Origin of the sequence: Paenibacillus sp. LHD-117, assembly GCF_030929555.1 — a bacterium.
Classification (GTDB): domain Bacteria; phylum Bacillota; class Bacilli; order Paenibacillales; family Paenibacillaceae; genus Pristimantibacillus.
Genome location: NZ_JAVFVT010000001.1, coordinates 150427 through 175891 on the forward strand (window position 1 = coordinate 150427; position 25465 = coordinate 175891).

Below are 25465 nucleotides of genomic sequence, written 5' to 3' on the forward strand. Positions count from 1 at the left end.
ATTGTTAACAAACGAGGCGAGAGCAAATGGGATGGCAGGAAGGACGTGTAGGAAGTGAGTGGTTTGAATACCGGCAATATCCAAATAAATGAAAGCGATAGCAAAATGGCCGTGAACCGGTTTCGGAACTGGAAGACGACTTGGAAGGAATACAGGAAAAACAAGTTTTTGTTTCTGATGCTGGTTCCGATCCTAGCCTGGTACGGCATTTTCCACTATGGCCCGCTTTACGGGATCATGCTGGCGTTTAAGGATTTCAGCCCGGTCAAGGGCATTTGGGGCAGCGATTGGGTGGGGCTCGAGCATTTCAAATATTTGTTCTACCAATCGCCCGACTTCGCCCGCATCTTCCGCAATACGGTGCTAATCAGCTTGTACAACATCATATTCGGCTTTCCGGCTCCGATTATATTGGCGCTGATGCTGAACGAAGTCCGTTCAAGCTTGTTCAAAAGATTTGCGCAGTCCATTTCGTACGTGCCGCATTTCTTCTCTTGGGTCATTCTCTCGGGCATCATCATCGTCATGTTATCGCCGAGCGAAGGACCGGTGAATTATATTCTCCATCTGTTCGGCGTGGAGCCGGTCTACTTCCTGGCCGATCCCGAATACTTCCGTCCGACGCTTGTCGTGACGAACATCTGGAAGGAAATCGGCTGGGGGACGATTATTTATCTGGCCGCGTTATCGGGCATCGATCCGACGCTCTTCGAAGCGGCCGTCATCGACGGCGCGGGGCGCTGGAAGAAGATGTGGCATATTACGCTCCCGTCGATTTTGCCGGTTGTGTCGATCATGTTCATTCTGTCGCTTGGCGGCATCCTGAGTGCGGGATTCGACCAAATCTTCAATTTATATTCGCCGGTCGTCTACGAGGTGGCCGACGTGCTCGATACCTTTGTATATCGGGCGGGTATCCAGCAGTCGCAGTTCGGGCTAACGACGGCGGTCGGATTGTTCAAAAACGTCATCGGCATCGTTTTGGTGCTCGGCACTAATTTTATCGTGAAGCGATTGGGGCAAGAAGGGGTTTTATAAGAACCCCCTTGGAAGGAGAATACATGCGTTATGAAACTTAAATTCGGCGAGCATCTATTTCAAACCGTTCTGATCATGATCATTTCGTTGTTGTGCATTTCCACCATTTATCCGTTTATCCACGTCGCTTCGGTGTCGCTTAGCAGTCCGAGCGAAGCCGGCCGTTTCGGCTTTCATCTGTACCCGAAGGACATCGACTTTTTTGCCTGGAAGCAGGTGCTGAGCCAGACGAAAATTTGGATCGGCTTCGGCAACTCGGTGTTCCGGACGGTTGTCGGTACGTTTCTAACCCTGGTCGCGATGTCGCTATGCGCGTATCCGTTATCGCGCAAATATTTGCCGCATCGCAGCTTCTACACCATGATCATCCTGTTCACGATGTTTTTCGGCGGAGGAACGATTCCGACCTTCCTGCTGATCAAAGAGCTGGATCTCATGAACAGCGTGTGGGTCTACATCGTGCCGGGACTCGTACCGACTTTCTCGATGCTGGTGCTGCGCAACTTCTTTATGGCGATACCTGCCGAGCTGGAGGAGTCCGCGAAGATCGACGGCGCGAACGATATCCGAATCTTGTTCGGCATTATCCTGCCGCTGTCGAAGCCGGTGCTGGCGACGCTGGCGCTATGGTCGGCGGTAGGGCATTGGAATTCATGGTTCGACGCCGTTCTGTACATTTCGGATGCCGACAAGCAAGTGCTGCAATTTTTCCTGAGGGAAATCGTCATTACGAATACGGACGCCGAGACGTTCGGCCGGACGGTGGTCGGCAATTTCAAATACGGCCCGGCCATCAAAGCGGCCACGATCATCTTCGCCGCCTTGCCGATCCTGATCGTTTACCCGTTCCTCCAGAAGTACTTCGTGAAAGGTACGATGATTGGTTCCCTCAAAGGTTAATTGGTATAATCGGGGAGCAAACAAGCTTCCCGTTTATATAGCAAGAACTAAGCAAGCAAATAAGGGGAGGTTCACAAGAAATGAAAAAACTAAGCAAGCTAAGCCTGACGCTTGCGCTGACCGCTTCGCTGGTTGCCGCAGGCTGCTCGAACAATGGCGGCAACGAGAGTCCGACCGAGAGCGCGAACGCTCCGTCGAATGCCGCGAACGAAAATGAAGCGCCGATCGTCATCTCGACCAACGCTTCGACTTGGGATATTCCGACGAACGACGACAATCCGACGCAGAAGTACTTGGAAGAACGTTATAACGTCAAGTTCGTCAATATGAGAGGCACCGACGAGAACTTCAAAGTGAAGGTCGCTTCCGGCGAAATTCCCGATATTTTCGTTCACAACGCATCGGAAGCGGACATGTCGAATTGGGCTCGCCAAGGCGTCATCGCAGAAATTTCGATCGATGAAATCAAGCAGTATATGCCGAATTACGTGAAACACGTGGAATCCATCAACCCCAATCCTTGGGACGTCGGAATGATCGACGGCAAAAACTACGGCGTGCCCCGCAACTGGCTGAACGGCTCTTATGGCTTCATTCCGACATTCAACGGTGAGTGGCTGAAGGCAATCGGGTACAACGAGCCACCTCAAACCATTGAGGAGCTGGAGGACGTATTGACGAAATTCCGCAGTAACGATCCGGACGGCAACGGCGCGAAGGACACGTACGGCATGAGCGGACGAAGCAAGGACGTGCGCGTCCAATTGTTCAACTCGATCTTCGCGGCTCACGGCATCAACCCTTATCACTTCAAGCTGGCCGAAGACGGCACGATCACTTGGGGCGGCATTACCGACGAAGCCAAGGAAACGCTGAAGCTGCTCCGCAAATGGTATGAAGGCGGCCTCATCGATCCGGAGTTCATGACGGATGACGGCGCGCTGGTCGATCAGAAGTTCCTGAGCCAGAAGCTCGGTTACTTCGATCACAAAATGTATCATCATAACTTCGCGGGCGAAGCAGCCGCCAAGGAAAGCGGCATTACGCAAGCATACGGCAAAGGTCTGACCGGTCCGGGCGGCACTAATCTGGTGATGTCGAACGGCATGAGCCAAGTTCCGTTATTGTTCGGCAAGCAGGTGGCGGAAGACGATGCCAAGCGCGTTCGCATTCTGACCATGCTGGAAGACATGGTGAGCAACGAAGAGCCTTACCTCCGCACCATTTTCGGCGTGGAAGGCGAGTCGTATGATCTGGTCGACGGTTTCGTAGTCATGAAGGAAGAGTTTACGGCCACTCCGGACAAAGCCCGCGAGATGGGCATCGGCGGCTATTACAACCCGCTCGTCGAGCGCGATACGGAAATGTGGAAGTTCCACTTCACGCAAGAAAGACTGGATTTCCGCGATAAAGTGAACGAGGGGCTCAATATCGTAAGCGACGTTCTCGGACCGACGGCTCTCGAGAGCAAAGCCAAATACATCGCGAACCTGAATACGCAGCAGGATGAGTTCTACGTGAAGGCGATTATCGGGAAAGACGACGTGGATCAGGCGTTCGAAGCCTTCAAAGCGCAATGGCTGAAGTCCGGCGGTCAAGAAATGATCGACGAAGCGACCAAAGTGTACCAAGAGCGTCAAGCCGCGAAATCTTAGTCTAATCGGACTGCTAAGAGGATGGCGTTCCTTATGGATCGTCATTCATCCGGGCAGTCCTTCTTCTTTCGCAGTCGCAAGAAATCCCCATGAAGCAGGCAAAGGAGTATTCAAGTGACGCAACCCAAAAAAGCTTATCCCATAGCGATTCTCCCCGGCGACTACCCCGATCCGTCCGTTGTCCGCGTAGGGGATGACTATTATATGACGCATTCTTCCTTCGACTACATGCCGGGTCTTCTCGTCTGGCACTCTCGTAATCTAACGGAATGGGAACCGATCGGCCATGCCGTCCATACGGATGTCGGCTGCATTATGGCGCCGGATATGATCTGGCACGAAGGCCGATTCTACATTTATTTCCCGGCTGCGCAGTCGAACTGGGTCGTCACCGCCGAATCGCCGGAGGGACCGTGGAGCGAGCCTGTCAATCTGCATGTCGGTTATATCGACCCGGGTCACGCCGTCGACGAAGCGGGGAACCGCTATCTCTTCTTGTCCGAAGGCTACAGAATTCGGCTGGCGGAGGACGGTCTCTCCACGACCGGGGAGCTCCGGAAGGTATACGAGGGCTGGCGCTACCCGGCGGAATGGCGGACCGAAGGTTTTTATCTGGAATCTCCTAAACTGACCTATCGGAACGGCTATTATTATATGACATGCGCGCAAGGCGGAACGGCGGGACCGGCGACCAGCCACATGATCATATCGGCCAGAGCGAAGTCGATCGACGGTCCTTGGGAAAATTCGCCTTACAATCCGATCGTCCGAACCGAAAGCCGCGCGGAGCGCTGGTGGTCCAAAGGGCACGGGACGCTCGTGGATACGCCCGAAGGAGACTGGTACGTCGTCTATCACGCCTACGAGAAAAACTATGCGACGCTCGGAAGACAGACGTTGTTGGAGCCCATTAGGTGGGAAGACGACGGCTGGTTCCGGACGGCGGATCAACCGGAGCTCCCACAGTTGCCGCCAGCTGGAAGCATCGCATTATCCGACGACTTCGAGTCGGAGCGGCTGTCGCCGCAGTGGCATTTCTACGACCGCTCCGGCTTGACCGGCTATGGGGTCGGCGATGGAAGGCTAATGCTTCAAGGCCAGTCCAAAGAAGCCATCGAACCGCTGCTTTGCATTCCGTATCATCATACCTACGAGGCCAGCGTAACCGTACAAGCGGAGGAGGGAACGGAAGGGCATCTAAGCCTGTTCTATAAGCCGGGATTCCAATGCGGAATCGGCTTTAACGGCACGCATGTGTTCTCCTTCCGCGATCAATACCGGTCCGAATATACCGAGGCTGCCGCCGATGCCGTCACGCTGCGCATCGTCAACGACTGCCACGATGTGGATTTGTATTACCGCATTGGCGGCTCGGACTGGCGAAAGCTCGATCACGGCTTCGAGATGTCCGGGTTTCACAACAACGTCTTAGGGAAGTTTTTAAGCTTACGAATTGCTTTGGATGCCGTCGGCGACGGCAAAGCTTCGTTCAGCCGATTCATATATAACGGTATTGCCGGGAGCGGGCAGACGGAGGAGGGGGAAGTCTGATGGACAACGTAACGAAGGCTCCTTTGTTCAGGGATCCCGTTTATGACGGGGCGGCGGATCCCGTCGTGATCTGGAGCAGGGAAGCCCGGGAGTGGTGGATGTTGTACACGAACCGCAGGGCAACGGCGGAAGGACGCGGGTTCGCTTGGGTTCACGGGACGGATATCGGCGTCGCATCGTCCGTCGACGGTAAGGAATGGCTGTACCGGGGCGTGCTGGAGGGACTCGACACCGAGTGGGGAAGGAATACGTTCTGGGCTCCGGAGGTGTATTGGCATGAGGGCACTTATCATATGTATGTCTCCTATATCCGAGGCGTGCCCGAGCGCTGGGGATTTCCGGCCAGGATGCTTCACTACACAAGCAGGGATCTGATCAAATGGTCGTTTCAGTCGGAATTGAATATTAGCGATAAAAATATTATCGACGCTTGCATATTCCGAATGCCGGACGGCATGTTCAGAATGTGGTTCAAGGAAAGCAACCACACGTATGCCGCCGAGAGCAAGGACTTGTATGAATGGAAACGGATCGGCCCCGTTATCGAGGAGCGTTGGCATGAAGGGCCGAACGTATTCGAGTTCAAGGGGTACTACTGGATGATCGTGGACGAGTGGAGGGGGCAGGGCGTTTACCGCTCCGACGATCTTGTTCGTTGGGAGCGCAACGGGCTCATTCTCGATCAGCCGGGTTCGAGGGAGGATGACGGTACGATCGGACTTCATGCCGATGTCGTCGTGCAAGGCGATCGGGCGTTTATCTTCTATTTCACGCATCCCGAAAGGACGGACGGCAACGACGAGTCGACCTACGGGACGAGGCGGTCATCCATACAGGCGGCCGAGCTGGAAGTAGCGAATGGCATTCTGATCTGCGACCGGGATAAGCCGTTCGAGCTTTTCTTGCTGCCGGAAATTTAATTCGCGGAGGGTTCATGATGAGTCAAGCTTATTTATTCGTGCATTTCAAGGAGAAACGTACGCCGGATGGCGAGCAGGTTTATTTCGGCGTCAGCAAGGACGGCTTTCAGTGGGAGCAGGTGAATGACGGGAACCCGGTGCTGTGGAGCTACTACGGCGATAAAGGCGTTCGGGATTTCACGATCACAAGGACCAAACAAGGGAAGTTCGTCATCATGGCAACGGATCTAAGCTTGTCTTACGGCATGCTGAACCAGTACAACCATTCCTGGCATAATGCCGCGACGAAAGGAAGCAAATGTCTGGCGCTGTGGGAGTCCGACGATCTGATCCATTGGTCGGAGCAGAGGATGGTTAAGCTTGGCGACGAGGACTTCGGCTGTTTATGGGCGCCGGATATCGTTCACGACAAGAGCAGCGACGATTATGTCGTCCATTGGTCTTCCTCGCACGGGAGCAACGATTACGGGTTCAAAGGCATCTATTATTCCCGGACGAAGGATTTCGCGGAATTCACTCCCGCCCGGCTGCTGTACAGGAAAGAAGATAGCGGCGTCATTGACTCCGCGATGTACGAGGAGGAAGGGAGCTATTACACATTCCTGAAGAGCGAGCAGAACCCGGGCAAAATCATTCTGATGAAATCTGAGCATATAACCGGTCCGTTCACGCGGGTCGAGGCGTTCGACAAAAGCATGGAAGCCGTGGAGGCGGGATTATACGAGGCGCCGACGGCGGTGAAGCTCGAGGACGGCAGATGGTGCCTGTTCCTGGATTTCTACGGATGCTCGGCGGAGGAGCAGGGCTACGTGCCGTTTATTACGGAGAGCTTGGCAAGCGGGCAATTCACCCGTTCGGATCAGTCCTTCACCTTCCCTTACGGCTTCAAGCACGGCACGATTCTCTCCATAACGATGGAGGAGTACGACAGACTAAAAGCGTACAAGAAGATGCCCTCGGAGTACTAGGAGCAGGCTTTCAAGCGGAACAGGTTTTCCCGACAGGACGGGCAGCGCTGCTGCCTATTCCTGTTTCTCGCATTTGTAAGCGCCGCGCATTTTCTTTTGCAATTGACGCGGGGACATGCGATCATAACGAATAGATAGACGAGAAATCAACAAGAGGTTGTGGTGCGATGTTCAGCTTGGCATACAGGAAGAGCAGAAAAGCCTTGAAAAGCCTGCCGATCGGCTATCAGCTATCTTTTCTGGTAGCCGTTATTATCGTCGTTGTACTGGTCATTCTGTATGCCAACTATTCGAAAGCGGCCGAGGTCGTGGAGAAGAAAAACAGCGAATACCATACCGAAATGATCGCCCAGATCAATCGGACGATCGCTTCCAACACCGACGCGATCAAGCGGGTTCTGCTCAGCATCGCCTACAATCCCAAAATCGTGCAGCGATACCTGGTTGAAACCGATCCCGTCGAAAAATATATCCAGTATACCAATTTGGTCAGCTACTTGACGGACATGAAAAACATGAAGGACGGCATCCTCGATATCGCGCTCATCAGCACCGACGGTACAACTTTCAGTCTGAGCGGCGATATTAACAATCTGCTGCCGATCATGGAGGAAATTCCTAGAAGCGGTTCGTTTTATTTCTCCGGCGTACAGAAGATGCGTTACTACCAAAACCGGGACGTCTTTATCGTGGGCAGTCCCATCTTAACGATGATGGATTACGATAACGACAAAAAATCCGGCCTCATCATGCTCGTGCTGGATGCCGGGATGTTATTGGGCTCGCCGCCGAACCAGGATCGGCTGGGCGGCAGCAAGCTTTACGCGCTCGACCGCAACGGCAGCGTATTTTATGCGAGCGATCCCGAGGTGCAGTCCGGCACGTCTTATGCGGAGATCGCTTCCGAAGAGTCGGATGCCAGCTTCTTCATTCAGAAGGGAGCGATACCGGACATTAAAGGCGAGCTCGTGTTCAAGCTGCCGAGAAGCGAGCTGCTGAGCGGGGTGGAGGAGATCCGCCGGTTATCGCTGACGATCCTATTTGCCGCGCTGCTGCTGCTCACGGTTCCGTTCCTGCTGATCGTGGGCAACATCTTGCGGCCGCTTAAGAAATTGATGCGCTTCATGAACGACTTCAAATTAGGCCATCTTCGCAACCTGAACAACCGGATCAGCCTGCAGGGTTACGCCGAGATCACCAGCATGGCAAGCGATTTCAACCGGATGCTGGACGAGATCGACGCGCTCACGAAGCAGCTGCTCAACAGCAACACCAAGCTTTACCGAGCGGAGCTCGTCAAGAAGCAATCGGAGCTGGCTTTCCTGCAAAGCCAGATTAATCCCCACTTCCTATATAACACGCTGGAATCGATCAAAGGCATGGCGGTCGATGAAGGTTCTGACAAAATATTTCATATGGTCAAGTCTCTGGCCTTCGTGTTCCGTTACAGCATCAAAGGCGCGGATTTCGTAACCCTGCAGGAAGAATTAACGCTCGTTAAAAGCCATGTGCATATTCAGCAAATCCGGTTCGGCAACCGGTTTCGCGTCCATTACGGCATTCCCGAAAGCCTGCTGGCCTGCCAAGTGCCGAAGATGATCCTGCAGCCGCTCGTCGAGAACGCCATCTTCCACGGCATCGAACCTCGTACCCACGACGGGCTGCTGGAAATCGCGGCCGAGGAACGCGAGGGCACGCTATGGTTAACGGTTTGGGATAATGGAGCAGGCATGGATGAGGGGCAGCTTCGAACGCTGGAGGCAAGGTTGGCGGCTATTCGGGATATGACGGACGATCAGAGGACGAATATCGGTCTCGTCAACGTGAATAACCGTTTGAAGCTGTATTACGGGGATTCTTATGGCATCTCGATCGAAAGCCATGCCGACGCGGGCACGAAGGTAACCATTACCCTGCCTATTGGAGGTGATGACGATGTACAACGTATTTCTGGTTGACGATGAGGAGCTGGTTATTAAAAGTTTGATCGCAAGCGTCGATTGGCAGGCGTTCGGATTCCAAGTGGCCGGCTACGCTTTGAGCGGATCGGAGGCGTTCGAGGCCATACGGAGAGAGGAGCCCCATCTTGTTTTTACCGATATCCGCATGCCGGGAATGAGCGGCTTGGAGCTGATCAAAGCGCTTAAGGATGTTTCTTCCCCCTCTTTGATCGTCGTGCTTAGCGGATACGCCGAATTCGCGCTTGCCCAGAAAGCGATCAATTACGGTGCATTCGGCTATTGCCTGAAGCCGTTCGACGAGATCGAAATTGCGGGATTTCTCAAAAAAGCGGCAAATCTCCTGAAGGATCGGAATCGGTCCGAAGATGCGGATATTCTGGAATGTTTGGACACGGATTCCGAGGAGAACGAGCGGAAGCTGAAGGCGATCCTGTCAGGCGCGGGAATGGATCCGGATGACGAGCAAGGCTTAATGGCGGTCGTAGCCATTGGCAAGACCCGGCTGCAGCACGAAAGCTTGAAGCGGACCATTTCGATCCGGCTGGGCATGAGAAAGCATGCATACCTGATACGGGAGAATGCATCTTTACGCCATGAGCTTGAAGCTTACGCGACGGCCGGGAGCGAGATGAAGGGAGTCGGCGTCAGCGGGCCGATTCGGCGCTTGGCGGATATCCGTCAAGCCATTCAGGAAGGCGAACGGAGGGCGTATCGAACCTTCACGGCCGGATCGGATGCCGTCTCATCCTTGCGGACGGAGGTTTTGCCCGGCAGAGCTCAATTGCTGAAGGCGGTGGACGAGGCCATCATGAAGCGGGACGCGGGCGAGCTCGGCGACTGCCTGGATGCCGCAAGCTTGTTGTTCGCCGCCGGCCGAATGGATATACAGGATGCGTTAACGTTATTCAATCAAACGCTTCGGTTCCTGAATCGCGAGCAGGATGAGCTGTGGGAGGAATACGTGTATTCGTTCGACCAGCTGACGGATACTTATGGATCCGTGCAGGATATGCTTCATTATTTGAAGGACATGCTGGCGGAGAGCGGCAGGCCTGCCAAAGCAACCGGAACGGCTCAGGTTCGGAACCGGTCGTTCAAAGCGATTCTGGACTATGTGGAACGGCATTATCGCGACGAGCTTTCGATTTCGGCGTTATCGGAGCAGTTCAACGTCAACGCCAATTATATTAGCCAATTATTCCGGAAGGAAACGGGAACGACCTTTACGCAATATGTAACGGAGCTTCGAGTGGCACATGCATGCCGTCTCCTTACGGAAACGGATCTGCCCATTAACGAGATCGCGGAGAAGTCGGGCTACAGCGACTATTTTTATTTCACCCGCATATTCAAACGCGCCAAGGGAACGACGCCAAGCGGCTATCGGTATCGGCAATAAATGAAACAAAAAATCCCGTCACGGACGGGATTTTTTGTTTTCTCCTAAATATAGGAAAGCATATCATTTCGCCATACTTTCTCTATATTTCTCGGAATGAAACGCGCTGCGCCGCCGAAGGACGCGACAGCCGTTTCACCTTGAAACCGAGCAATTTTCAAACATTTCTGCGCACGGTTTCGCCATTATCGCAAACCGGATGTTGCTAGAATGAAAGAAAAAAGGGAGGGGAATGGACAATGAACAAGGTCGTGGCCTACGCCGCTCCGAAGGGAGCGGATTTGCTCGATCATTACGAGGTAAAGGTTCGAGTGCCTGAGGGAGAATGGCAGCACGTGCCTGTTTATAAAGTCAAGGTGGATATGCACGATGTACGGGAGGCGTCCATGGCCGCCTTCGATATGGAGGGAACGGTCGAGGCGGAAATTACGTTTCGGCGCGGGGCGCTGCAGGATGTCGCGATTCGCCCGCTGTCGCAATCAACCGCATACGAAGTCGAAGCCGACACGATCCGTCTGACGCTGGACGGGCCAAGGAAGCTGGTCGTCGAGTGCAACGGCGACCGGTTCGGCAATCTTCATCTCTTTGCGAATCCGGTCGAAACGGACGCGCCTAACCCCGGCGATCCGAATGTCCGCGTCATTCGTCCGGGGATCCATCGTGTGCCGGATCTAATACGGGATGAACCTTCGCGGGACGGCGAATCCGTTTGGTATTTTGCGCCGGGCATGCACTACATCGAGGAGACGGTGCTCCCCGTTCCTTCGGGCCAAACCGTCTATATCGCCGGCGGCGCCATCCTGGTCGGCTCGCTCGTATGTGATCATGCCCGGGACGTCGACATACGGGGGCGAGGGTTTATTTATCTGGCCGATTTCCACCGTTTCTCCGCCTTCCGCGGCGTTCGGATCATCTTCTCCGAGAATATCTCGGTCGAAGGGATTACGGTTATCGACCCGCCGCATTACAGCGTATTTATCGGCAAGTCGCGCGGCATCTCGATCCGGAATTTCAAGTCGTTCAGCACGCGCGGCTGGTCCGACGGCATCGATATTATGTCCAGCGAGCGGATCGACATCGAAGATATTTTCATGCGCAATTCGGATGACTGCATTGCCGTGTACGGCTCGCGCTGGGATTTCTACGGGGACACGAGAGAGGTTTCGGTGCGCAATGCCATTCTATGGGCGGACGTCGCACATCCGATCATGATTGGCGTACACGGGGATCATGGGCGCAATGGAGACGTCATCGAGGAGCTGCGCTTCGAAAACATCGATATTCTGGAGCATCATGAGCCTCAGCCGAATTATTGGGGGGCGATGTCGATCAACGCGGGCGACCGGAATACGGTTCGGAACGTCGTCTTCGAGAACATCCGGGTCGAGGCGATCGAGCTGGGGCAGCTATTCGATATCCGAGTCGTCCATAACGCGGACTATAATCCCGTTCCCGGCAACCGAATCGAAAATATCGTATTCCGGGACGTTTGGTATGCTGGCGGAACGCCGCATCCGTCCCGCATATACGGCTTCGACGGGGAACGCGTCGTAGACGGAGTCATCATCGACAACCTGCGGATCGGGGACGAGCGCGTTGAAGGAAGCGAGCATCCGTCGCTGGATGTAAATGAATATGTCCGGGGTATCCGCTTTGTTAACCATAAACAGTGACTATGGAATGAGGAGAAGAGCGACAATGAGCAAACCGGGTAAGATTACCGTATACACGAAAGAGCAAGGACCCGCTTTAGGCGATCTGTTCGGCATTTTTTTCGAGGATATTAATCATGCGGCCGACGGAGGGTTATACGCCGAAATGGTCCGAAACCGGTCATTCGAGTTCGATCCGATCGACCGGGACGATTACGACAGCTTATTGTCCTGGGAGCCAGTCGAGCTTGGCGGCGGGAAAGGCAGCATCATCGTCGAGCAGGCGAACCCGATTCATCCGCGCAACCCGAACTACGTCGCGATTGAAATCATTGCACCCGGCGAAGGCGTCGGCATCAAAAACCTGGGCTTTAACTCGGGGCTTCCATATCGTCAAGGAGAAACGTACCGGTTCTCGATGTACGCCCGCCGGAGCGCCAGCTTCGACGAGGCGGTAGCCGTCAGGCTGGAAGGAATCGACGGAACGCTATACGGCGAAGCGAAGGTATTCGTCACGTCGGAGTGGGAGAAGTACGAGGTGGAGCTGGCTTCATCGGCTACAGACTTCAGCGGCAGGCTGAGCGTCGTGACGACAGGAACCGGCACGTTATATTTGGACATGATCTCTTTATTCCCGGCCAAGACGTTTCGCGGCCGGTCGAACGGGCTCCGGGAGGATATCGCGGAATTGCTCGCCGAGCTGAAGCCGAAGTTTATGCGTTTCCCGGGCGGCTGCCTTATTCACGACGGTTCCTTGAACGCCGACGACCGGAATTCCATGTATCGATGGAAAAACACGATCGGACCGGTCGAGCAGAGGCCGCCCCGCCGGAACAACTGGCGCTATCATCAGACGCTGGGACTCGGCTACTTGGAATACTTCCAATTGTGCGAAGATATCAGCGCCAAGCCGATTCCGATTCTGCCGGCCGGCTATGATCCTCACCATCAGCGCATCGTTCCGATCGACGAGCTGGGACCTTGGATCGACGACGCGCTTGATCTGATCGAGTTCGCGAATGGCGACGTGTCGACGGAGTGGGGCGGCGTGCGCGCCCGGCTCGGGCATCCGGAGCCTTTCAACCTGGAGTACATCGGCATTGGCAACGAAGAGGTCGGGGAGCCTTTCTTCGAGCGGTATACGTATTTCCATCAAGCGATCAAATCGAAATATCCCGATATCCAAATTATCAATTCGAGCGGACCGTTCGCGGCCGGCGGCGAATACGAGCGGGGCTGGCGTTCCGCGCGGGAGAACGGCTCGGATTTCGTAGACGAGCATTATTACCAGTCTCCGGATTGGTTCCTGGCCCATTATCGCCGATATGCTTCGTTCAAAGCCGATGATCCGAAGGTGTTCCTGGGCGAATATGCTTCCTGGGGGAATAAATACTACAACGCGCTAGTAGAGGCAGCGTTTATGACCGGGCTCGAGAACAATGCCCACGCCGTAGGCCTGGCCTGCTACGCACCGCTTCTTTGCAACGTCGATTACGTGAACTGGAAGCCGGATATGATTTGGTACAACAATCACCAAGCGTTCGGCATGGCCAACTATTACATCCAAAAGCTGTTCATGAATCATCAGGGCGACCGTCTGCTGCACCTCGCGACTGAGGGGTTCGAGGAGCCGGTCCAGCCGCCGGACAATCCTGAGATCATCGGAGGAAAGCTTCTCCTGGGAGCGAATCTGAACGAAGTTGTTTACCGCGATGTTCGATTGGTCAACCATGAAACCGGGGAAGAGAAGGAGCTGGCGGACCAAATCGAGCTTAGCGAGAAGCAAGGAGATCCCCGTAAGGTTTCGGATCAGGGACCCCAAGTTGAAGTAGGCAAGACGGATTGGAGCAGCTACTCTCTCCGCTTGAAGGCGAAGAGGACTAGCGGAACAAGAGGCTTTAACCTCTACTTCGGCCATCGGAACGAAGCCGATTACTTGCTGTGGGATGCCGGCAGCTGGGCCAATCAGGATACGATGCTGATCGCCGCCAAGGACGGGCTTCGCTCTTGCTTGACGCAAAGCTTGTTCACGATAGAAAACGGCGTTGAATACGATCTGGAACTGCGGGTTGAAGGTCGTACGATCCAGGCTTATATCGACGGCGAGCTGATTAACGAGACGGTGCATATCCCGACTATAATTGAATCGCTGTATTGCTCCTCCAGCATCGAGGAGGGGACAGGCGATATCATCGTCAAAGCCGTTAACGTGCAGGACGTCGAGGTTGAGGCCCGGATTCAACTAGCCGATATGCGTTCGGAAAGGCTGCTGTTCGACGTGTACGAGATGGCGGGGCATGCTCTGGATGCCATGAACAGCTTCGAGGAGCCGGAGAAGATTGTGCCGAAGCACGAGAGCATGCTGGCGACCGGCAATCAGGTCAGCCATGTATTCCCGAAGCATTCGGTGACGGTGTTCCGCTTCAGAGGAAAATAATCTTCTTTCAATGAATTCTTCGCCGCCTCCATTGCAAGGGGGCAGGATACGCTCCAAGACGGCCGCTTGGCCGTCTTTTTGTTTTCATTTGTTGGCGGCATTGCGCTTCGGCCTCAGGGCGGCGCAGGTCGCACATCCTCGAAGTACTCCGATAGGAGTTTTTCTCATGCGAAACAACAAAAGTCAAACATTTTCGAGCAAGGTTTTACCACTTTTATTGAGGTATTGGCTTTAGTATAAAGGGGCTACCGGGCAGGGTATTCCGCAGATGACATCATGGGGGAAGTAGGATGGGCCGATGGGAGGTGTAATGAAATCCATGAAATGAAAGCGCTTTAATGTAGTTAAGCTCATGCTTTGATAGGGGAGGGAAACAGGCTGTGAAGAGGGGAAAGGGAATAACGGCGTTATTACTGCTGCTGACTTTCTCGTTGATTATGCCGGTTGTGGTTCAAGCAGCGGCTTCGGCACCGACATTGGAGCTTCGGAGCAGCTATTCGAACGGTCAGGCGAAGGTCGTCATCTATGGCCGTCACCTGGACGATTTGTACGCCTACCATCTCTTTTTGTCGCATGATCCCGGCAAAGTACAGCTGAAGCAAGCCAAAACCGGTATTTCCGGCTTCAGCGTAACGCCGAAAACGGCGAAAGGAAAAACCGAATTCGCCTTTACGAAGGTAGGTCCGGTAAACGGCCTGAACGGAAGCACGGAACTCGCCGAGCTAACCTTCGAAATCGTGTCGCCCGGCATGTCGCATCTCGTCCTGGATTCGGCGGAGCTTGTGGATTCCAAGCTGGACAAACGAACGTTGAAGCCAGTTCTATCGCAGCTGCTCATCCATTTTGCCGATCTGACCGGACATTGGTCGGAGTTTACGGTATATAAGGCTGCGGCTTCGGGCTTCGTCAGCGGCTATTCGGACGGGACGTTCCAGCCGGAACGCAAGGTGACTAGAGCCGAGTTTACCGTCATGCTGGCGAAGGCGCTTGATCTTGCGCCAGGGCAGCGGACGGCGTTCGCCGACGACGCTGGTCTGCCCGAATGGGCGAGAGGCTACATTGCTGCGGCGGCGGATGAAGGCTGGATCAGCGGCTACGCCGATGGGACGTTCCAGCCGAATCGCCTTATGAGCCGCGAAGAAATGACGGTCGTCGCGATGAGGGCAGCTGAGCTTCCGGCAATAACCGAAGCCGGAACTGATTTTTCGGATGACGAGACGATAAGCGATTGGGCGAGAGGTTTTGTCGCGGCGGCGGTCAAGCAAGGCATCGTCGCGGGCAAGGACGACGGAACGTTCCAGCCTGGGAGCGATTCGACCCGGGCCCAGGCCGTTACGGTCATTAGGCGATTATTCGAAAAGGTATCCATTCCAAATTGATAGGGAGGACAAAGCCAAATGCAATCTGAATGGACAAAAAAATTCGGAACGCTAAGAAAGAGCTGCATCCTGCTCTTGATCGCCGCGATGCTGCTGCCGGCGTTCGGACCTTCGTCCGGCGAGGCGGTTTATGCGGCGGAGGAACAAGAAGAGACCGGAATTATGGATCAAATCGTGTTTGGCAGCGCAACATCGGAAAGCGGCCATAACTTTAGAGGCGAATTCACGAGCACGATCGCCGGACTGTTAGGCGAGCCGGCCAGAATATCCAATCCGCGCGTCCCGGCATCCGGCGCCGGAGGAGACTTGACCTTCACGATGGAGGTCGATCCGTACCTTCGCAACTATTTTACAGTGAAATTCTCGGGAGAAGAGACGTCCACCGTCAGCATGGTCAATATTGGCGGCGAGCAGATCGGCTATATCAGCTACGGCGATTACGAATCCATCGGCAAGGGATGGACGCTGCCGAACCGTTTCTTCTACCATACGATCATGCTGCCGCTGGAATCGACGGCCGGGAAAGAAACGGTCGAAATTACGATCCGTTCGATTAACCCATACGGGAACATGACGGCCAGCACCAGAGGTTATTACAACGCTTATACGCACACGCAGGCTTATATTGACGTGGAAGGGGAGCGGCAGGGCAATAAATTCAAGCCCCAACAGAACGCGGATACGATGCTGGCGCCCGATCTGTCTGCGGAGGAGAAGCAGGCGCGGGTTGACGGCTACATGCAGGAGCTGGTCAAACGGTTCAATTCGCTGTCGAGCAGCGTGGATGTCGGCGCGGGCAACAAGCTGTCGATCATCCGGTATCAGGACGATCTGAAGTTTTACGCGTCGGCGCTGAAATACGACTGGTCTCCGGCGCAAACGGCGGAGCAGAAGAAAGCGGCGCTTCAGCGCATATTCAAAACGATCGACAATCATGTCAAAGATTATTACGGCAACACGAGACTGGTGCTGCGCGGCGGCCATCAAGGCGACTGGGGCGGCTACTACGGCGCGCTAGGCGAAGCCTTGTACATCGTCGAGAACCTGATCAAGGACGAGTCAATCTATGGGGAATCGGCGTTTAACGCTTTTCTCGATCAGCCGTTCGTCACCGGGACGGTCGAAAGTGAGAATGCCTTGGCCGGCGTGGACTGGACGGGCGGCGAGCTGACGAGGAGGGAAGCGTGGGAGCGGGCGCTGAAGGCGAACTTCGACTTCGCCCGGGCGCGCCTGTCCTACATTTACAACCAAGTGTACTACACCTACGAAGGCGCGTGGGAAGCGCACGAAGGACTGCGTTTGATCGGTTCCGGCTTCTATGAAGGCAAGGAGCGAAGCCAGCGCATCTTGCTCGAAGCGCTCGGCATTGAGCCATTCCTGGGCGAAGAGGTGCTGGTCGGTCCGAACGGCGAGGAGCTGGATCTGTACCACTCGCTGTTCTATCACGACGGAAGCGCGGTGTTTACGGACGACTTTGCCCAAATCGTCGGCAAGGGGCTGGCGAAGAGCAAGCTGGATCCGGAAGGCCGGCTGGTTAGACGGCTTCCATACGGCGAGCATTATACCGGCCTGACGGAGGCGGGGCTGACGAGGGAGAACGGCTATGTCGCCAACTACGGCGAAGCGGCCAACTACCTGCTGAGCTACTTCTACAAAACGCTGGATCACCCCGGCGACGAGGAAATGAACGACGACATCTTGAAAGCGGCGCTGAAGTCGATCCATGCCCGCGGCTTCGTCCGGACTTCGTCGCTGGACGAGAGCGGCCGAAGAGTGATGCGAGCGGAGCAGGTGACGGACGAAAGAAATCCGGCGCTGATCGGCTTCGCCGCTTACGGCGCGCGGATCGGCTCTGGCATGGGGCTGCAGTTCGCGTCGCTGGAGATGGAAATGGCGCAGAACGAACAGCGGTACGGCGGCGAAGAATGGGCGGAATATTGGCAGTACGCCAGGGAAGCCGTCGGCTTCGTCCAGCAGCAGCTCGCCGATCGTCAGCTGCTGCAACTGAACGACTTCGGCACCAAAGGCACGATGAGCACCCCGGATTACCGGTTGGCGGAGACTTACCGGTACGTGACGGAAGAGCGGGCCGATTACGACCGCTTCGGAGGCAGCGCGATGGCGGGCGTCGTCCTGCCGCAGACGGACTTCGACTACTATAAGCCGGAAGAGCTGTCGGCTCTCGGAGTCGATCCCAGCGAATACGAGCAGTTCGCATGGGCGGATATCGACAACATGTACGTGTCGGTGAAGGACGGCGATCTACGAATGCTCGGTTCGCTCTTCTACCGCAATCGCGGCATGGCCGCAAACGGGCGGCTGCACGTGATCACGGACGAATACGACCATATCGTGCAGATCGCGACGAACAACCGGTTTCGTTATGAAGATTATTATTTGCGGGAAGGCACGATTAATTGGGATTTCCAATCCGACCGCGAGGACGTCTGGAGCGGGGCGCCGCAGGCGCTGGCGGGAGAGGCGCTGCCGTCTTCCTATCAGCCGGGCGTCGGAACGGTAACCCGCGACAATTTCGAAACGGATCATCCGTACGCCGGCTATCCGGAGCTGCAAACGTCGCGATACGGTTCGTATTATATCGTCTTCAATACGACCCGCGCCGAATACGGCAACGAAATGACGTTCGACGTGGAGCTGCCGGCCGATTATTCGGGTAGCACCGTGCTGGACTTGATTACGGGCGCATCCGTACCGGTCGTACACGGAAAGGTGACGGTCGCTCCGAAATCCGCGATGGTGCTGAAGCTGGCCACTGACATCGAGCTAGCGCCGAAGCCGTTTCACGTCGACTTCGTCCATGCGCTGGCGGGCAACGATTACGTCGGGTTGTCCTGGAAAACGACCTCCGGCGGCGAGTCCTACACGATCAAACGTTCCGAGTCGGAAGAAGGTCCGTACGAGACGATTGTGGAAGGCGTCACGGGCAACTTCTACAAGGACACGGAAGCAAGGAACGGCAGGGCGTATTACTTCAAGGTTTCCGCTGTGAATGCTAACGGTTCGGGCTGGGATTCGTACCGCGCGATCGCGGATTTGTCTGCGCCGGCATCCGGCCTTGCGAATACGGAATGGCGCGACGACCGGATCGGAACGTCGACGGGCAGCGCGACGGCGGGCGGATCGTCCGTAGCGATCCAGTCCGCGAACGGCACGGGATTCGGCAGCGGCGACGATTATAACCTCTATCAGCGAGACATTAACGATTCGCTGCATTTCGTCAGCAAGACTGCGGCCGGCAGCAGCATGATCAGCGCGAGAATCGATACCGCTTCCGGCGAAGCGAGCGGCGTCATGCTGCGGGATCGGCTCACTCCGGACAAAGCGCGCTACATCTATTTCGGCGCGGACGAGAACGGCGATCTGGTGCTGCAGAACCGGACGCGCGTATCGATCATCCAATGGTCGAACAAGGTCGCGAGTCCGAAGAAGACGGAGATCGAACGCCTTACCGCCGCGGAATACCCGTACGTCAAGCTGATGCGCGACCATGATTCGCAGACGGTGTACGCATTCGCGTCTAAGGATGGAACCGATTGGCGTTATGTCGCGAAGATGTCGACTTTGCTCCCGTACGGGTATTATGCCGGCGTTGCTTCGTCGGATTCGGCCGTGTTCAACGAGGTTTCCATAACGGAGACGCGTCAGGGCAGCTTAACGCCGTTCGTGGCGAAGGAACAGGACCAGGCAACGCTCTATTGGAACAAACCGAAGCAGGCGTCCTGGTTCCACGTATACCGAACCACCGATGAAGCGGCGGGATTCGCCGATCCGGAACTTACGCCGGGCTCCGCGGAGCCGGTGGACGGTTCGCCATGGGAGCTCGTTCTAACAAGCGCGCGAGCCACCTCTTACGAGGAGCGGGGTCTAAGGTACGGCAGCGTGTTCTACAAAATATTGCCGGTTCACGGAGACGGAACGCCTCAGCCGTTCTATGGCGCGTCGATAGCGGCGGATTCGATCGATGCGGTGCTGGAAACCGCGGAGAACTTGCCGTCCGCCGATTATACGAAAGCCAGTTACTACCTGTACCGACAGGAGCTGGCGCGGATCCGAGACGCTAAGGATGAAGCGGGAGCGGATCTTGAGGCTTTGATTGAGCAGATCTACGACGCCGACGAAATGCTCGTATCCGTCCGGACGCTCCTGGCAAAAATCGAGATGGAGCCATCCATGGCAAAGGCATCCGAAAAATATTGGGGCAACGACAACATTGGGGAAGAGCAGAATGCCTGGTACCTGTTCGACGAAAACCCGAACACCATCGCGCATACGAGATCGGCCGTGAGCTGGGTCGATGTCGATTATGGCGAGGGGAACGGGAAGGCGATCGATACGATCCGCTACCTGCCGCGGAGAACACATGTGAACCGCGTGAACGGCACCGTCTTCCAAGGCTCGAACGACAAGCAGAATTGGACGGAGCTTTATACGATCCCTTCAACTTCGGTGTATCAATGGTACTCGGCTTCCAGCGCGAATGGGGCGCCATACCGGTACATCCGAATCTATGACGGACATAACGGCTTCGTTAATTTCGAGGAAATCGAGTTCTACGAGATGCCCGAGGACAGAACCCTGCTTCTTTATTGGCTGAATGAAGCCGAAAACGTGGTCTCCGAGCATTATACAGAAGAAAGCCTGCAGCTGCTGGAGCAGACGGTTGCAAGCGCGGAGACGGTTCATGAGAGGGAGGACGCTACGCAATACGAAATCGACGAGGCGGCAGAGGCGCTGCGGGAAGCGGTTCAAGGGCTTGAATACGCGGACGGCATCCCGGTATTGGCGCCGATCGGCGACAAAACGGCGATCGCGGGGAATGAGCTGGGCTTTACGGTACGGGAGGAAACGGAGCAGCCCGGTGCGGTCATCGGCGTCGCCGGATTGCCGGAAGAAGCAGCCTTCGATGCCGAGACAGGCGTATTCACCTGGACGCCGGCACTCTCGCAAGGCGGCGTTCATACGATCGTGTTCACGGTGACGGCGGGCAATGCTTCGACATCGAGAACGGTCGCGATCACGGTCAAAGGAGAGCCTTCGTTCCCGCCCGTCGGTACGGTGACGGCAGAGGCGAAGAAGGAGCTTGTGTATGATCTGGCTGCTTCCGATCCTACGGGAGAGCCGCTGACGTATAGCGCCGGCGAGTTGCCGGAAGGCGCGGCGTTTATCGCCGGAAGCGGTCAGCTCCGGTGGACGCCGGATTATGACGATTACGGCAGCAACCCGATCGTGTTTACGGTCAGCAACGGCCGATTCTCGGTGAGCCGGACCATCGATTTTAATGTCACGCTATCCGTGCGGCAAGCGGCCGACTATACGAAGGGCAGCTACTATTTGTACGCGCGGGAAGTGGATCGGATTGTAGAGGAAATCGCGAAGCCGGAGGCCGACTTCGACAAGCTGGTCGCCGAATTGGAGGCGGCGGAGGGGGGACTGGTTCGCAAGCCGCTCTCGCTGTATTCGTTCGAGAATAACGCCGACAATGCTTACGGCTCTACGCACGGCGCTGTTACCGGCATCCCGGTATACGCGGAGGGCAAGACGGGGCAGGCGATCGACTTGAACGGCAGCAACCAGCACGTCACCTTGCCGGCAGGCCACGCTTTGTCCGGCTACGACGAGATGACGGTTGCGGCTTGGGTCAACTGGAGAGGCGGCAATCAATGGCAGCGGCTCTTCGATTTCGGAAACAACACGAATCAATATTTATTCCTGTCGCCGAGATCGGGCAATAATACGCTGCGCTTCGCGATCAAAAACGGCGGAGCCGAGCAGCTTGTGCAAACCTCTCAGCTCGCCGCTAACGAGTGGGTGCATGTGGCGGTGACGCTCGGAGCCGGCAAGGCCAAGCTGTACGTCAACGGCGAGGAGAAGGCATCGGCTGCCATTACGCTGAAACCAAGCGATTTCAGGCCGTCCGTCTTGTATATCGGCAAGTCCATGTTCAACGATCCGTTGTTCAACGGGCAGGTGGATGAATTCCTTCTTTACAACACCGCGTTAGGCGCGGAGGAAATAAGGGACATATACGCCGGCGAGCCGTCCTGGTTGGATACGAGCTTGCTGGACTACGCGCTGATTGAAGCGTCGGACGTTAATCAGGAGCTATATACGGCGGAAAGTTATGCCGCGCTTCAGCAAGCGGTTGCGGCTGCGCAGCAGCTGCCGGGCGAAGGGCAGACGTCGCAGACGCAAATCGACGAAGCGGCGGAGGCTTTATTGGCCGCGCTTGATGGTCTGCAGCCGATCGGCACGAACGAGCCGATGGCAGCAGTAATTGAAGGTACGGATATAGCGTCGGCGAACGGGCCTGTAGAACTGACGATTGGCCTAAGCGACGGAGACATCACGCCGTTCACGGTGCTGGATCTCATCATCCAATACGATCCGGATCGTCTGGCATTTCCGACTCGGCTTGGCGAGGAAGGGCAGCAGTTCCTGGCCGAAGAAGCGCTCGAGACGCTGAGGGAGAGCTTCCAGCCGATCGGCGCGATCAAGCCGGAGCAAGGACGGATTCGCATTACCGGCTTCGCGACCGAAAATATAACCGATTCCGGCGATTTGTTCCTGCTTCGCGGCATGGTGAAGGGGGACGCGCCGTCCGGCGCAACCGTTGTTTCCTTAAGCGACTTCAGCGTGGCGCATGACGGAGAGGCATTCGAAGTGGATACAAGCGCCGCATCGATGACGCTGCAAGTACACCTGGCCGATAAGACCGCGCTGCGCGAACGGATCGAGCAAGCGGAACAACTGGCAAGCAGCGCCGTGCCGGGCTCCGCTCCGGGGCAATATCCGCAGCCGGCGATCGCAAGGCTTAACGAAGCAATTGCTGCAGCCGAAGCCGTCCTCGTCGAAAACGGGGCAACGGCAGAGATGGTATCCGCCGCGGCTCAGTCGCTGCAAGCCGCAATTACCGCGTTCCTGCAGTCTGCTATTCCGACGACGACCGATCCGCTCGACAAAGCGGAATTAAACGCGGCGATCGCCGAAGCGGAGTCGGTCTACGCAAGCACGAAAGGCGGGAACAAGGTCGGCCAGTATCCGGAAGCCGACCGGGCGGCTCTGCGGACCGCCGTCGATGCGGCTGTTCAATCCGGGAATACCGCAGCCAGCCAATCCGCGATCGATCAGGCAGCCGAGACGTTGCGCTTGCAGCTGGCGCAGTACCGGCAGAAGATCGTTACGCTCGTGCCGGGACAGTCCGGTGTTACGATTCGCGATCTGTCCATCGTTGCCAGGTATATGGGAACGAAGCTCGGCGAAGCCGGTTGGAACGAAATCGAGAAAGCCGATGTTCTGGGTACGGAAGAAATCGATATCCGAACGTTGGCGGCCATCGCGCGAATGATTTTGGAAGATTGGCTGGAAGGGAACTAAATAGATTTACTGGTCTGGAGCAGAGGAGAGCCGTTTGGCTTTCCTCCTGCTTAGACTGTTCGGACGAGAAATGGAGGGACGGCATACTCAGTCATATTAATCATCGATTGGGAGGGATATGAAGATGAAAAAGAGAGTATGGACGATCACGATCGTGTTAAGCCTTTGGGTCAGCCTGCTGGGAGGCGTCGGCGAACAAAAAGCGGCTGCAGCCCCCGCGTTTGCTCATCCGGGTCTGCTGCATACGCAAGCCGATTTCGACCGGATGACGCAGATGGTAAACGCGGGCACACAGCCGTATTTGGACGGCTGGAACCAATTGGTGAACAGCCCGCTTTCGCAATCCGGCTGGACGCCTCGCGCCACCGAGACGATTATCCGAGGCGGAACGGGTCAAAACTTCGCCTTGTTGTACATCGACATCGCCCGCGCTTATCAGAACGCGCTGCGCTGGAAAATTAGCGGCAGCACGGCGCACGGCGACACGGCGCGCGATATTTTGAATGCCTGGTCGTCCACGCTGACTACGATTACGGGCAATGCCGACCGTTATTTGGCCTCCGGGTTATACGGTTACCAAATGGCCAACGCGGCGGAAATCATGCGGGATTATCCCGGTTTCAACGTGGCCCAGATGCAGGATATGCTGCTGAACGTCTTCTACAAGCCGCTCAGCGAGCGGTTCCTCATCGGCAACGAGTTCGGCGGCGATCATAATGGCGCGTATATTCAGAATTACTGGGCGAATTGGGATCTCGCCAATATGGCGGCAACGGTGGCGATCGGCATCTTCTGCGACCGCCGCGACATTTACGACATCGGTATCGAATACTTCAAGCATGGCGCGGGGAATGGATCGATCTACAACGCGATTCCGTTCCTGCATCCCGGCGGACTCGCCCAGTGGCAGGAATCGGGCCGCGATCAGGCGCATACGCAGCTTGGGGTCGGATTAATGGCCGTTATCGGCGAGATGGCTTGGAATCAAGGTGACGACCTGTACGGCTGGGCGAACAACCGGTTCATGCGCGCGGCCGAATACGTCGCCAAATACAACAACGGAGACGACAATGTACCCTTCGCTGCTTATGAATGGGGCAACGGTACGAACGGGGCCGTTCAGACGCAAACGGTCATCTCGAACGCCAGCCGCAACGAAATGCGCCCGATCTGGGAGATGATCTACAACCACTACGCCAATCGGAAAGGATTAGCGGTCCCGAATATCGCGGCCCGCGCCGGCTTAGGAAGACCCGAGGGCGGACCGAATCCGGCGTATGCTTCGTCCTTCGATCAGCTCGGCTTCGGAACGCTACTCTACACGCGGCCTGCTGGAAGCGGCAGCACGGCGGCGCTGCACGGGGGCAACATTCCGGACGGCATCTACCGGTTCGCCGTGCGGCTTGACGGCAAGGCGATGGAAGCGGCCGGCACATCGAACGGAGCCGACGTGCGGAAGTCGACTTATACAGGCGGCGCCAATCAGCAATGGATGGTTACCCATCTCGGCGGAGGCCAGTACAGCATCCGGAACGTGCAGAGCTGCCTGTACCTGGACGTGGCGAGCGGTTCCCTGGCTCACGGCGCCGGGTTCCAATTGTGGAGTGGCAACGGCGGGGACAATCAGCGGTTTGCTTTTATTCCTACGGGAGAAGGCTACTTCCGAATGACGCCGGCGCATTCGAACAAACCGGCCGACGTGACGGGCGTCTCCACGGCGGAAGGCGTGCCGATCCAGCAGTGGCGCTATATACTCGGCAGCCATCAGCAATGGAGGCTGGAGCCGGTGTCGGTGAACGTTCGCCTGCAATCTCATAACTTCACCGACCGTTACATCCGGCATGCCAACTACCGGGCGCGCATCGACGCCGCCGTTTCGCCCGTCGGGGATGCACAGTTTAAGCTTGTCCCCGGATTAACCGATGCGAACGGCGTTTCGTTCGAATCAGTCAACTTCCCCGGCCGCTTCCTGCGCGTCCGTTCGAACGGCGAGGTATGGCTCGATCCGAATGACGGCACGGCCGCATTCAAGAACGACGCGACGTTCCGCCGCGTAGCGGGACTAGCGGATCCGCAGAAGTCTTCTTATCAGATGTGGAGCGATGCCTCGCGTTACTTGAGGCACTCCAACTATTTGCTTTACGCCCAAGCCGGCTCCGGCGCGACGTTTAACGCCGATGCGACTTTTAAGGAAGTTGCTCCGTAACGGT

At 56.1% G+C, this 25465-nt stretch carries 13 protein-coding genes; all 13 read left to right on the forward strand.

Features of this window, described 5'->3' with window-relative positions; all coding sequences use genetic code 11:
* Window positions 1-54 precede the first annotated feature (54 nt).
* Complete coding sequence (locus tag RB620_RS00485; RefSeq protein ID WP_308091536.1) at window positions 55-1038, forward strand: ABC transporter permease; 984 nt, start codon at window positions 55-57, stop codon at window positions 1036-1038.
* A 30-nt stretch (window positions 1039-1068) separates the two neighbouring features.
* Window positions 1069-1938 (forward strand): carbohydrate ABC transporter permease, encoded by an 870-nt coding sequence (locus tag RB620_RS00490; protein WP_308091537.1) that lies wholly within the window; start codon window positions 1069-1071, stop codon window positions 1936-1938.
* 80 nt (window positions 1939-2018) lie between these two features.
* A complete protein-coding gene (locus RB620_RS00495; protein WP_308091538.1) occupies window positions 2019-3593 on the forward strand; it encodes an extracellular solute-binding protein in 1575 nt (524 codons plus the stop codon).
* A gap of 114 nt (window positions 3594-3707) precedes the next feature.
* Entirely contained in the window at window positions 3708-5144 is a 1437-nt protein-coding gene (locus RB620_RS00500; protein WP_308091539.1) for a family 43 glycosylhydrolase, read from the forward strand.
* Window positions 5144-6064: a glycoside hydrolase family protein gene (locus RB620_RS00505; protein WP_308091540.1), complete on the forward strand. Its 921-nt coding sequence runs from the start codon at window positions 5144-5146 to the stop codon at window positions 6062-6064. The genes RB620_RS00500 and RB620_RS00505 overlap by 1 nt, the downstream gene beginning before the upstream one ends.
* A gap of 17 nt (window positions 6065-6081) precedes the next feature.
* The gene (locus tag RB620_RS00510; protein WP_308091541.1) at window positions 6082-7032 is read left to right on the forward strand and encodes a glycoside hydrolase family 43 protein; all 951 of its coding nucleotides are present in this window, start codon (window positions 6082-6084) and stop codon (window positions 7030-7032) included.
* Between the two features lie 167 nt (window positions 7033-7199).
* On the forward strand, window positions 7200-8990 hold the full coding sequence (locus RB620_RS00515; RefSeq protein WP_308091542.1) for a sensor histidine kinase: 1791 nt from the start codon (window positions 7200-7202) through the stop codon (window positions 8988-8990).
* Window positions 8968-10392, forward strand: coding sequence for a response regulator transcription factor (locus tag RB620_RS00520; RefSeq protein WP_308091543.1), 1425 nt, complete (start codon window positions 8968-8970; stop codon window positions 10390-10392). The genes RB620_RS00515 and RB620_RS00520 overlap by 23 nt, the downstream gene beginning before the upstream one ends.
* A gap of 239 nt (window positions 10393-10631) precedes the next feature.
* Window positions 10632-12065: a glycosyl hydrolase family 28 protein gene (locus RB620_RS00525; RefSeq protein WP_308091544.1), complete on the forward strand. Its 1434-nt coding sequence runs from the start codon at window positions 10632-10634 to the stop codon at window positions 12063-12065.
* Between the two features lie 25 nt (window positions 12066-12090).
* Complete coding sequence (locus tag RB620_RS00530; protein ID WP_308091545.1) at window positions 12091-14481, forward strand: alpha-L-arabinofuranosidase C-terminal domain-containing protein; 2391 nt, start codon at window positions 12091-12093, stop codon at window positions 14479-14481.
* Window positions 14482-14861: 380 nt separating this feature from the next.
* Window positions 14862-15860 carry an S-layer homology domain-containing protein gene (locus RB620_RS00535; RefSeq protein ID WP_308091546.1) on the forward strand — a complete coding sequence of 333 codons (999 nt, stop codon included), beginning with the start codon at window positions 14862-14864 and terminating at the stop codon, window positions 15858-15860.
* Window positions 15861-15878: 18 nt separating this feature from the next.
* The gene (locus RB620_RS00540) at window positions 15879-23255 is read left to right on the forward strand and encodes a LamG-like jellyroll fold domain-containing protein (RefSeq protein WP_308091547.1); all 7377 of its coding nucleotides are present in this window, start codon (window positions 15879-15881) and stop codon (window positions 23253-23255) included.
* A gap of 124 nt (window positions 23256-23379) precedes the next feature.
* Entirely contained in the window at window positions 23380-25461 is a 2082-nt protein-coding gene (locus RB620_RS00545) for an RICIN domain-containing protein (RefSeq protein WP_308091548.1), read from the forward strand.
* Window positions 25462-25465 lie beyond the last annotated feature (4 nt).

Coding starts and splice junctions, on each gene's coding strand:
- RB620_RS00490 (WP_308091537.1), top strand. CDS start 1,069: ATGAAACTTAAATTCGGCGAGCATCTATTTCAAACCGTTCTGATCATG.
- RB620_RS00495 (WP_308091538.1), top strand. CDS start 2,019: ATGAAAAAACTAAGCAAGCTAAGCCTGACGCTTGCGCTGACCGCTTCG.
- RB620_RS00505 (WP_308091540.1), top strand. CDS start 5,144: ATGGACAACGTAACGAAGGCTCCTTTGTTCAGGGATCCCGTTTATGAC.
- RB620_RS00510 (WP_308091541.1), top strand. CDS start 6,082: ATGAGTCAAGCTTATTTATTCGTGCATTTCAAGGAGAAACGTACGCCG.
- RB620_RS00515 (WP_308091542.1), top strand. CDS start 7,200: ATGTTCAGCTTGGCATACAGGAAGAGCAGAAAAGCCTTGAAAAGCCTG.
- RB620_RS00520 (WP_308091543.1), top strand. CDS start 8,968: ATGTACAACGTATTTCTGGTTGACGATGAGGAGCTGGTTATTAAAAGT.
- RB620_RS00525 (WP_308091544.1), top strand. CDS start 10,632: ATGAACAAGGTCGTGGCCTACGCCGCTCCGAAGGGAGCGGATTTGCTC.
- RB620_RS00530 (WP_308091545.1), top strand. CDS start 12,091: ATGAGCAAACCGGGTAAGATTACCGTATACACGAAAGAGCAAGGACCC.
- RB620_RS00540 (WP_308091547.1), top strand. CDS start 15,879: ATGCAATCTGAATGGACAAAAAAATTCGGAACGCTAAGAAAGAGCTGC.
- RB620_RS00545 (WP_308091548.1), top strand. CDS start 23,380: ATGAAAAAGAGAGTATGGACGATCACGATCGTGTTAAGCCTTTGGGTC.